Source organism: Kitasatospora sp. NPDC004615 (assembly GCF_042873545.1).
In the GTDB taxonomy this organism is placed as follows: Bacteria; Actinomycetota; Actinomycetes; order Streptomycetales; family Streptomycetaceae; genus Kitasatospora.
The window spans coordinates 842,451-850,950 of sequence record NZ_JBIALQ010000001.1 but is presented as its reverse complement, the minus strand read 5'-3'; the positions used below and the strand labels follow the sequence as shown (position 1 = coordinate 850,950).

At 75.9% G+C, this 8,500-nt stretch carries 4 protein-coding genes; 3 read left to right on the top strand and 1 reads right to left on the bottom strand.

Annotated elements, in window-relative coordinates; translation table 11 throughout:
• The first annotated feature begins 396 nt into the window (after positions 1-396).
• Both lanKC and ACFYS8_RS03920 read left to right on the top strand, forming a co-directional pair.
• Positions 397-3,138, top strand: coding sequence for a class III lanthionine synthetase LanKC (gene lanKC, locus ACFYS8_RS03925; RefSeq protein WP_387635324.1), 2,742 nt, complete (start codon positions 397-399; stop codon positions 3,136-3,138).
• Positions 3,135-4,427 (top strand): MFS transporter, encoded by a 1,293-nt coding sequence (locus ACFYS8_RS03920; protein WP_387635321.1) that lies wholly within the window; start codon positions 3,135-3,137, stop codon positions 4,425-4,427. Before lanKC ends, ACFYS8_RS03920 begins: the two co-directional genes overlap by 4 nt.
• Positions 4,428-4,477: 50 nt before the next feature.
• Here ACFYS8_RS03920 and ACFYS8_RS03915 read toward each other — a convergent pair whose 3' ends face one another.
• Positions 4,478-5,296 carry a BTAD domain-containing putative transcriptional regulator gene (locus ACFYS8_RS03915; RefSeq protein ID WP_387635317.1) on the bottom strand — a complete coding sequence of 273 codons (819 nt, stop codon included), beginning with the start codon at positions 5,294-5,296 and terminating at the stop codon, positions 4,478-4,480.
• Between the two features lie 173 nt (positions 5,297-5,469).
• Here ACFYS8_RS03915 and lanM point away from each other — a divergent pair, with 173 nt between their 5' ends.
• Positions 5,470-8,487: a type 2 lanthipeptide synthetase LanM gene (gene lanM, locus ACFYS8_RS03910; protein ID WP_387635314.1), complete on the top strand. Its 3,018-nt coding sequence runs from the start codon at positions 5,470-5,472 to the stop codon at positions 8,485-8,487.
• The last annotated feature ends 13 nt before the right edge of the window (positions 8,488-8,500 follow it).

Below are 8,500 nucleotides of genomic sequence, written 5' to 3'. Positions count from 1 at the left end.
TGGCGAACGTCCTGAAGCTGCAGAAGATGGTCACCGTCGAGGGCAACCCGATCGAGGACCAGGAGTCCATCAGCGTCTCGTCCTGCGACTCGCACTCCTGCTGACCCGAAGGGGCCTGACGGGCCCCGCGGAGCACTGACGCCCCACCGCACCGGCCGACCGGACGGGCGGAAGAAAGAACCCACACAGAAGAGGAGCACATCATGGCGAACGTCCTGAAGCTGCAGAAGATGGTCACCGTCGAGGGCAACCCGATCGAGGACCAGGAGTCCATCAGCGTCTCGTCCTGCGACTCGCACAGCTGCTGACCCGAAGAGGTCTCCTGGGCCCCGGCGGAGCCGCGCCGCCGGGGCCCGCCCCTTTTCCCCGCACCACCCGTACGGAAGGGAAACGCCCGTGCTCTCCTGGCAATCGCTCCAGTACTACCTCCAGTTCGACCGGCGCTGGTACGAGACCGCCGAGCGCCACCGCCCCGCCCCGGCGCACCTCGCGGCCTTCCGTGAACTCGTCCCCGACGGCTGGGCCACCCGGCGGCGCGGCCTGTGGTTCATCGCCGACCCGCCCGGCCGCAACACCCCCGCGCAGGGGTGGAAGCTGCACGTCACCGCGGCGGCGGGGGAGAGCGAGGAGGTGCTGCGGCTCGCCCTGCCGGTGCTGTTCGCGCACAACGTGGCGTTCAAGTTCCTGATCGACCCGTGGTCGGTGGAGCTGACCAGCGGCAAGACCTTCTCCCGCACCGCCAGCGGCAAGTTCATCACCGTCTACCCGGCCGACGACGCCGAATTCCACGCGGTGGGCAAGGAGTTGGCCGAGGCCCTGGAAGGCCGCACCGGCCCGTACATCCTCTCCGACCGGCGCTGGCCCGGCTCGACGGCCGTCTACTACCGCTACGGCGGCTTCGCCGCGATCAAGCGGCTGCGGGCCGACGGCATCAACGACCTGATGATCGCCACCCCGGACGGCACCCTGGTCCCCGATGTCCGCAACCCGTACTTCGAGACGCCGCCGTGGGTCACCGACCCGTTCCCGCCCGAACAGGCCGAGGAGGAAGACGCGCTGAACGGCCGTTACGTGGTGACGGGCGCGCTGATGTTCGGCAACCGTGGCGGCGTCTACCTGGCCACCGACCGGGAGACCGACGCGCAGGTGGTGCTCAAGGAGGCCCGCCCGGGCGTGCTGGTCGGGCGGCCCGGACGGGCGGCCACCGAGGTGCTGGAGAAGGAGTACCAGGTGCTGTCGGAGCTCGCCGACACCGGGTACTACGTGAAGCCGCTGGACTTCTTCCACGAAGCCGGCCACGCCTTCCTGGTCGAGGAGTACGTCGACGGCCCGCACTACAGCCGCAACTGCATCGCCACCAACCCCGTGATCACCGGCAAGCTGGACGGCGAAAGCCTGCGCACCTACTACCGCACCCAGCGCGCCCTGTGGCGGCAGATCGCCGAGGCCGTCGCCGCCGCCCACCGCCGCGGCATCCTGCTCGGCGACCTCTCCTACACCAACGTGCACATCACCAAGGACGGCCGGGCCGTGCTGCTCGACCTGGAGGCCGCCGTCCGCGAGGGCATCGACCCGCACCTCGGCGTGCACACCATCGGCCTGGCCAGCCCCCGGCTGCGCGCCACCAACCGCTACGACCGGGCCAACGACTGGCACTGCCTCGGCGCGCTGATCTTCTCCTCCGTCATGGTGGTCAACAACACCATCGGCTTCCACCGCCCCGCCCAGGAGCGGTTCCTGGACGCGCTCACCGAGGACCTCGCGCTGCCCGCCGAACTCGCCTCGCTGATCCGGGACCTGACCGACCCGGAGGCCGTGGACGGCGACTTCGACCCGGACGAGCTGCTGAAGCGGATCGACGCGCTGCCGTTCGACGACCCCGCGCTGTGGGCGTCCCCCGTCCCGCTCACCGAACCCGCCGACCGCCGCTACCGCGACCCCGAGGCCCTGCCCGGGCTGCGGGACGCCGACCTCGCCGCCACGGTCGAGGGCATCGCCGCCGAGATCGAGGCCGCCGCCGACGCGCAGCGCGCCGACCGGCTGTTCCCCAGCAACCCGCTGGTCCACCAGACCAACCCGCTCTCCCTCGCGTACGGCGCCACCGGCATCCTGTACGGCCTGCACCGGCTGCGCGGCAGCGTGCCCGACCGGCTGCTCGGCTGGGCGCTCGCCAAGGACGTCGACCCCGCCGCGTACCCGCCCGGCCTGTACCTCGGCCAGTCCGGCCTGGCCTGGGCGTTCGACGCGCTCGGCCACCCCGCCGTCGCCCGCGCCCTGATGGCCTCCGCCCGCCGCCACCCGCTGCGCAACGCCCTCCCCGGCATCCTGCACGGCACCGCCGGCCACGGCCTCGCCGCCCTGCACCTGTGGCACCGCCAGCACGACCCCGAACTGCTCGCCGACGCCGTCGCCGACGGCGAACACCTCGCCGCCACCGCCGTCCACGGCCCCGACGGCCCGCACTGGCCGCAGCCCATCGTCGGCGACGACCGGCTCCACACCCGGCTCGGCCACGGCCACGGCGGCAGCGGCATCGCCCTGTTCCTGCTCTACCTGCACCTCGCCACCGGCGAGGAACGCTGGTACACCCTCGGCCGCGCCGCACTCGGCCACGACCTCGCGCACGCCGCCACCCTCCCCGGCGGCACCCTCGGCTTCCCGTCCCGCACCGGCCCCGCCGAAGGCCGCACCATCCTGCGCAACTACTGGGACGAGGGCACCGCCGGCGTCTCGGTCGCCGTCGTCCGCTACCTCACCGTCCGGCCCGACGACGAGCAACTCGCCGCCGTCACCGAGGACCTGCTGCGCGACTCGGCCCGCCGCTACGCCGTCTTCCCGCACCTCGCGCACGGCCTCGCCGGACTCGGCAACGTCCTGCTCGACGCCGGCGAACTGCTCGGCGAACAGCGGTGGCTGGACGAAGCCCGCCGGGTCGCCGACGGTATCCTGCTCAGCCGGATCGAACAGGACGGCGAGATCCCCGGCGGGATCGGCTTCCCCGGCGAACAGGCCCTGCGGGAGAGCTGCGACCTGGCCACCGGCTCGATCGGCGTCGCGCTCTTCCTCGACCGGCTGCGCCTCGCCCGCCCCGGCACCCGCACCGACTTCCACTTCACCGTGGACGGACTGCTGCCGTGACCAGCGACGTGGCAACCGACGTACGACCGGCCCGGGACCGGCGCTTTCTGCGCCGGTTCCGGCTGGTCGGGGCGAACCCGATGTTCCGGCGGCTGTGGATCGGCCAGTTCACCTCCGAACTCGGCAGCTCCATGAGCGTGCTGGCGGTCCCCCTGCTGGCCGTCGCGGTCACCGGATCGCCCGCCAAGGCCAGCCTGCTCGCCACCCTCGGCTTCCTCGCCACCTGGCTCACCGCCGCCCCCTGCGGCCAGCTCGCCGACCGGATCCCGCCGCGCCGGCTGATGCTCGCCTGCGACACCGTCCGGCTCACCGCCGTCACCGCCGTCGCCGTCACCACCCTCACCGGCGGCCCGCCGCTGTGGCTGCTCGCCGTCACCACCGTCGTCTCCGGCACCGCGATCACCGCGTTCGGGCCCGCCGCCGGGAAGATGCTGCGCACCATCGTCCCCGCCGAGCAACTGCCCGAGGCGGTCGCCGCCAACCAGGTCCGCGGCTACAGCGCCTCCATCGTCGGCCCCGCCGCCGGCGGCGCCCTGTTCGGCCTGGCCCGGGCCGTGCCCTTCGTCGCGGACGCCATCAGCTACCTGGTCTCGCTGGCCTGCGTGCGCGGCCTGCCGTCCGGCGCCGGTGACGGCCCGACGGCCCGCGGCTGGCCCCGGCTGCGGGAAGGCCTCGCCGTCATCCGCCGCACCCCGTTCCTGCGGGCGTCCCTCGCCTACTCGGTGCCCGGCAACCTCGCCGTCTCGATGCTCATGTACATCCTGCTGCTGCGCCCCGGTGCGGCCGGCGGCGGCACCGGACTCGCGTTCAGCGCCGCCGCCGCCTGCGGACTGGTCGGCTCGCTGTTCGCCGCGGGCGCGCACCGCCGCTACGGCCTGTGGCGGCTCATGGCCGGCACGGCCGCGCTGCGGCTGCTCGCCACGCTCGCCGTCGGCCTGAGCGCCGGCCGGCTCGGCCCCGCGGCGGCCCTCGCCCCCGTCCTGCTGCTCGCCCCCGTGGTCGGCGCCGCGCTCGGCACCACCACCCTGCTGGTCGTCGACTACGACGTCTACGGCCGGGTCAGCGGCACCACCTCGTTCATCGGCGGCGCGCTCCAGCCGATCGCCCCGCTGGCCGCCGGCGCACTGCTCCAACTCGGGGGCACCGGCGCGGCGCTGGGCGTGGTGGCCGCACTGTTCGGCCTGGTGCTGGTCGCGGTCCTGGCGGGACGGCAGAGCCTGGACATCAGGCTGGAGGGGAAGACCATCGTCCCGGCGGGCCGGGGCGCGAAGCCCGCACCGGTGACATGACGACCACCCCGGCCACCGAGGTCGGCGGCCGGGGCCTTTCTCGGAGCCGTTCAGGCGGGCTGCTTCGCCGCCCCGTGCAGTTCGGCGGTGAGCGTCGGGTCGTGGATCAGGATGCGCTGGGTGAGGTGGGCGAGCTCGGGGCCGGGGTGGACGCCCAGCTCGTCGCGCAGGGTGCGGCGGGCGGTGTGCAGGACGGCCGCCGCCTCGGCCTGGCGGCCGCTGCGGTAGAGGGTGCGGGCGCGCAGGGCCCAGCCGGACTCGCGCAGCGGGGCCTCGGTGGTGAGCAGGGCGCACTCGGTGACGGCGAGATGGTGGGCGTCCAGGGTGAGCAGCGCCCAGGCGCGGATCTCCCGCGCGGTACATCGCAGTTCGGTCAGCCGCCAGCGCTCCGGGTCCAGGAAGGCCAGGTGGGCGAGGTCGGCGTAGGCCGGGCCGCGCCAGAGGACCAGGGCCAGGTCGGTGGCGGCGAGGGCCTCGGTGGGGCGGTGGGCGCGATGGGCGGTGCCGGCCCGCTCGACGAGCGCGGCGAACTTCCGGGCGTCGAGCGCGTCCGGGGCGAGCCGCAGGCGGTAGCCGCCGGGCTCGTGGCGCAGCACGGCGGACTCCCGTCCGGCCGGGCGGTGGGGGTCCAGGGCGCGGCGCAGGTCGGCCACGCAGGTGTGCAGGGCGTGCCGCGGGCTGGCCGGCAGGCGGTCCTCCCAGACGGCGTCGATCAGATCCTGTTCGGGGACGACTGCGCCGCCCGCCGCGGCCAGCGCGGCCAGCACCGCGCGCGGCCGGGGCCCGCCGAGCCGCACCCGTACACCGTCGACCGTGGCGGCCATCGGGCCGAGAACCTGCACCGCTGTCTCTGTCGTGGTCGCATCCATGTACTGAGCCTGGCGCCGCCCGCCCCCTGCGCCCATTCGGCCGGACCCCCGTATTCCGCATCCCGCCCCCGGGTGCCCGCCCCCATTCCCCCGGGGGGTCGCCCGCCCCGCCGCCGGAATATGGGGGCCGGCCCCCATGTGGTGGGGGCTGCCGCCCGCCCATGCTTGCCAACATGACGGATTCCACAGCCACCTGGGGCCGGCCCGGCGAAAGCGCCTGGTGGGCACCGGCGTTGACCCTGACCGAACGCGTGACCGGCCCGGCCGGCGCCGCGCCGGGCCCCGTGCCCGACGGGGCCGCGGCGTCGGTGGATCGCCGGCTCGCCGTCTGGGAGCGGGAGCTCGACGGCCGCCTGGACGCCTGGCTGGCCGACCTGGGCGCGGACCGGGACCGGCTGCGGGCGCTGCTGGCCGAGCCGGCGGACCGCCTGGCGGCACGCGCCGGGGAGCAGCCCGACTGGGCGGGCTTCGTCCGGCGCGCGGTGGCCGCCGCGTCCGTCGGCCCGGAAGCGTCCGGCGACGGCTCGCGGCCGCGGGCGGAAGGGTTCGCGGCCGTGGTGGCCCCGTTCACCGCCACCGCACTGGCCGCGCTGCGCGACGACCCGGACTGGAAGGCCGTCGGCGACCACGCGGAACTGGCCGCCCTCGAAGGGGACTTCGAGCAGAACCTGACGGCCCGGCTGGCGCGGATCGCCGGCCGGACCCTGGTCCTGGAACTGAACGTGGCCCGGATCGGCGGCGCGCTGCACGGGACGGACGGCACCGAGCGGTTCGCCGACTTCGTCCGGCAGGCCGCGACACCCGAACGGCTGGCCGCACTGGTCACCGAATACCCGGTGCTGGCCCGGCTGCTGGCGCACTGCTGCCAGGACACGGTGGCCGCCTGGACCGAACTGGCCGGCCGGTTCGCCGCCGACCGGGCCGCCCTGGTCGGGGAACTGTTCGACGGCGTCGACCCGGGCCGGCTGGTCCGGGTCCGGACCGGGGCGGGCGACCGGCACGCCCACGGCCGGACGGTGGCCGTCCTGCGGTTCGCCGACGGGCGGCGCGCGGTGTACAAGCCGCGCCCGCTCGGCGTCCACCGGCACTGGAACCGGCTGCTGCGGCTGCTCGGCGAAACGGCGCCGAACACCGCGCTGCGCACCCTCACCGTCCTGGACCGGGACGCCTACGGCTGGCTGGAGTTCGTCGAGCCGGGGCCCTGCTCGGACCGGCGCGGCGTGGAACGCTTCTACCGGCGGCTCGGCATGCAACTGGCGCTGCTGCACGTGCTCGGCGGCACCGACATCCACTACGAGAACCTGATCGCGGCCGGTGACCAGCCCGTCCTGGTCGACCTGGAGACGCTGTTCCACCCCGACCTCCGGCCGGCCGAGCCGCTCGGCGACGACCCGGCGCGCCGGGTGCTCGCCGACTCGGTGCAGCGGATCTCGCTGCTGCCGTTCCCGATGTTCGGCGAGCACGGCGCACTCGACGTCTCGGGCCTCGGCGGGGACGACGGCGCGCCGCTGCCGATGTCCGTGCCCGGCTGGGCGGACGCCGGCACCGACCGGATGCGGCTGGTGCGCGAGCAGGGCCGGCTGCGGCGCGCCGACAACCGGCCCCGGCTCGACGGGGCGGACGTCGACCCGCAGGAGTACACCGAGGCCCTGGTCGCCGGATTCCGGTCCGGCTACCGGGCGCTCGCCGACGCCGCGCCCCAACTCCTCGCCCCCGGCGGCCCGGTGGAGAGCTTCGCGGCCGACACCGTGCGCGTCGTGGTCCGCCCCACCCGGCGGTACGCGACGCTGCTGGAGGAGTCCACCCACCCCGACGCGCTGCGCGACGGCCTCGACCGCGACCGGCTGCTCGCCCTGCTCTGGCGCGAGTCCGCCGACGACCCGCACCGCCGCCCGCTCGCCGCCTCCGAACACGCCGAACTCTGGCGCGGCGACATCCCGCTGTTCACCGCCACCGTCGCCGACGGACGCCTGCACGCCGACGGCCGCCCCTGCGGCCCGGCCCCCGCCGACAGCGGACTCGACCGGACCCGGCGGCGGATCGCCGCCCTCGACCGCACCGACCTCTACGACCAGGAGTGGATCGTCCGGGCCGCGCTGGCCACCCGCTCCGCCGGACCCGGCGCGGCACCGGCCGCCCCGGCCGGGCGCTCGCGCCCGCCCGTCGCGTCCGACCCCGACCGGCTGCTCGCCGCCGCCTGCGACCTCGCCGACCGCATCCTGGCCCGCGCCCACGGCGACCGGCAGCGCGTCAACTGGCTCACCCTGGAACCGATCACCGACCGCCAGTGGGCCCTGATGCCGCAGGGCGCGGCCCTCGAAGGCGGCTACCTCGGCACCGCGCTGTTCCTCGGCCAGCTCGCCGCCCTCACCGGCACCGCCCGCTATGCCGAGACCGCGCGCCGCGCCGTCCGGGCCCTGCCCCCGCTGCTCGACGCGCTCGCCAAGGACCCCGCCCACCTGGACGCCGTCGGCGCGGGCGGCTTCACCGGACTCGCCGGCATCGCCTACGGGCTGGCCCGGCTGGACGCGCTGCACCTCGACGACACCGGCACACTCGCCGAGGCCGCCCGGGCGGCCGTCCGGCTCACCGCCCGCGCCGCGAACGCCGCACCGCCCGAAGACCCCGACCCCGACGGGCAGTTGCTCTCCGGCGACGCCGGATGCCTGGCCGCCGTACTGGCCGTCCACCGGCTCACCGGCGACCCGGCCGCCGCCGCCGTCGCCGACCACTGCGCCCAGCGGCTCGCCGCCACCCCCGACCCCACCCCCGACGGCGCCGCCTACCGCCGCTGGGCCCTGCACCGCTACGCCGCCACCGGCCGGAGCGTCCCGCTGCCCGAGCCCGCCCCCGCCCGGGCGCTCGGCCCCGGCGCCCGCCTGGCGGCCGCCCGCACCCCCGGGACGGGACTGCCCCCGGCGCCCGCCGGACCGGCCGCCGACCACAGCCTGCTGCACGGCGACAGCGCCACCCTGGAACTCCTGCTCACCGACCACCCCACCCGCGCGGCCACCCGGGCCGCCACCCTGCTCGGCGAGCTCGACCACGCCGGGCCCCGCTGCGCCACTCCCTCCGGCATCCCCACCCCGGCCCTGCTCACCGGCCTCGCCGGCATCGGCCACACGCTGCTGCGCCTCGCCCACCCCGCCGACGTGCCCTGCGTCCTGCTGCTGGAACCACCCCGCAGCTGACCGTCCGCGAGCC